This is a genomic window from Massilia brevitalea, from assembly GCF_030711405.1.
GTDB classification, from domain to species: Bacteria; Pseudomonadota; Gammaproteobacteria; order Burkholderiales; family Burkholderiaceae_D; genus Telluria; species Telluria brevitalea.
The window spans coordinates 1-2,742 of sequence record NZ_JAULSI010000100.1; the positions used below are offsets into that span (position 1 = coordinate 1).

Genomic DNA, 2,742 nt, shown 5'->3' on the forward strand with positions numbered 1-2,742 from the left:
TTTGGCAGCGTCGGGGTAACGTGGCCGCTGATATTTTCATATGCGCTACGGCCAAATGCCATCGGAGGGCAATCAATGGGCGAAAGCCAGGAAATCGCGGCCGGCGCCGCGCGCTCGGCGTTCAGCGGCGAATCTCAGCACAAACGGCTCATGCGGCTCGATTTTCCGTTCAAGGACGGGCCATCAGCGATCCTCCTGCCTAACAGGCTGGCAGCGCACGAGGAGGTGTCGCGCAGTTTCCGCTTTGATGTCGAGGTCCTGTCGGATGACCCGCGCATCCCGCTGAAAAAGATGATGGGGCGGATGGCGACCATCTCCCTGGTACGGGAAGACGGGTCGCTGCGTTACTTCAACGGTTACGTCACGGAGTTCCGCTTCCTGCGCAGCGATGGCGGCTTCGCCTTCTACCGGATGCTGCTCGAACCCTGGCTCGCCCTTGCGCGCCTTCGCAAGAACTGCATGTCCTTCCACAACAAGAACGTGCTCGAGATTACCCAGCAAACCTTGCGGCAATACCCCCAGGCCGACTGGCACATGGTCAGGATCGACGACTCGACGTTGACTGTCGCCAACCAGTACAACGAAACCGACTACAACCACCTGCACCGGCGCTGGGAAGCGCTAGGCCTGCACTACTGGTACGAGCACCGGTTCGACGGGCACAAGCTCATGATCTCGGACAACAGCACCCTCGCCCGGCCGATCGACGAGGAAGCCTACGTGATCTCGTTCCACGACAAGGGTGGATCGCGCGAGGACGACGGCATCCATGAGTGGACCGCCATCCGGCGACTCGGTTCGGGCAAGACCACCCTGGCTTCGTTCAATTACAAAAGTCCCCGCGCGCAACACGTTGAAGCCGCTTCACTGAATCGGCAAGGTGACGTCTTTCCGCACGAAATCTACGAAGATACCGGTGCCTATGGCTTCCAGCAGTACAACGACGGTGTGCAGCTGGCGGGCCGGCGCATGGACGAAGCGGAGAAGGAGACGCAGTATTTCGAGGCAGTGGCCAACGAGCGGCACGTGCTGCCGGGGCGTACGTTCAAGCTCGGCGGTCACTTCAGCGCCAAATGGGAATCGCGTCGATACGACGCCGAACAGCGCTCCAGCATCGGAGACCGCTACTATTTGATCCTGTCCGCCGACCACGAGGTTTCAAACAATTACCAGGCTGGCCCGAGCGCACCTTCGCACTTCGAAAACCGCTTTACCTGCATCCGCCGGGACATACGCTGGCGCCCTGGCCGCGACTATAACAGCGAGCCTGTCATCTATACGGGCCTGCATACCGCCATCGTCACTGGCCCGGCAGGGGCCGACATCCACACGGACGGGTACGGCCGCGTCAAGCTGCAGCATCACTGGGACCGGATAGGCAATTACGATGAAAAAAGCTCGCCCTGGATCCGGGTATTGAGCCCCGCGGCCGGCAGCGAGTTCGGGCAGATCCGCCTGCCGCGCGTTGGCGAGGAAGTGGCCGTCGTCTACCCGAACGGAAATATCGACCATCCACTTGTCCTTGGCGCGCTGTACAACGGGATGCACCTGCCGCCCTGGGCACTGCCGCAGCAACAGGCGCTTGCCGGCCTGCGCAGCCGCGAACTGGGAGGCGGAACCCGTGGGAATCACCTGGTCCTCGACGACACCAGGGAGATGATCCAGGCGCAGCTGAAGAGCGACCACCAGTGCAGCCAGCTGTCGCTCGGCCACATCACACGCATCGAGGACAACGCCGGCCGCAAGGATGCGCGCGGAGAAGGCTGGGAACTGCGTACCGACGGCCATGGCGTAGCGCGTGCGGCCAAGGGACTCTTGATCACGACCGAAGCCCGGCAATCCGCGCTCGGGTCGATCAAGGACATGGACGAAACGGCAAAGCGACTGGATGCCGCGCACAAGCTGCACGACGACCAGGCGACAGCCGCACTACAGGGCCTGGCACAGGAAAGCGGACAGCAGCACGACGTCGCCGATATCCTGAAGNACCGAAGCGCGGCAATCCGCGCGCGGGCCGATCAAGGACATGGACGAAACGGCAAAGCGACTGGATGCCGCGCACAAGCTGCACGACGACCAGGCGACAGCCGCACTACAGGGCCTGGCACAGGAAAGCGGACAGCAGCACGACGTCGCCGATATCCTGAAGTCACAAAACGACGGCGTGCTCGGCACAGGTGAACCCTTTCCCGAGCTTTCAGAACCTCACCTCGTCTTGGCGAGTCCGGCCGGTATCGAGACGACTTCAGCACAATCGACCCATATCGCCAGCGGCGAACATACGGCTCTGACGGCAGGACGCAATCTTTCGATCGCAACCGGTGACAGCCTGTTCGCGAGCATCAAGCAGACCTTCCGCCTGTTCGTCCACAAGGCGGGAATGAAGCTGATTGCAGCGTCCGGCAAGATCACCGTGCAGGCACATGAGGACGATATCCAGGTCATCGCCAACAAGGTCCTGTCCCTGATCAGCCAAACGGACTGGATCGACCTGAAGGGGAAAAAAGGTGTACGGCTACATGGCCCGGAGTGCATGGTCGAAATCACCGACCGCATGCAGGTCTTCGCGCCCAAGCCGGCGCTATTCCACGGCAATCTCAAAACCCTCGCTCCCCAGAACAGGCCGCAACCATCGGCGGAGCACAAGATCACGATTACGGAACCCAAGACGCCCGAAGATCCGAAGCAGCTGCTCTTCAGGCTGCAAACCCATGCCGGAAGCGGGCGTCCGTTTGCCAATGT

Annotated in this window: 1 protein-coding gene and 1 pseudogene; both read left to right on the forward strand. The window is 61.6% G+C overall.

Going from position 1 to position 2,742, the window contains the following annotated elements; translation table 11 throughout:
• Positions 1–150: 150 nt before the first annotated feature.
• Positions 151–1,860, forward strand: a pseudogene (locus QWL29_RS26375) (type VI secretion system Vgr family protein); the annotation flags it as partial.
• 166 nt (positions 1,861–2,026) lie between these two features.
• Positions 2,027–2,742, forward strand: a 716-nt coding sequence (locus QWL29_RS26380) for a DUF2345 domain-containing protein (RefSeq protein ID WP_441295518.1), incomplete at its 3' end; no start/stop codon positions are given.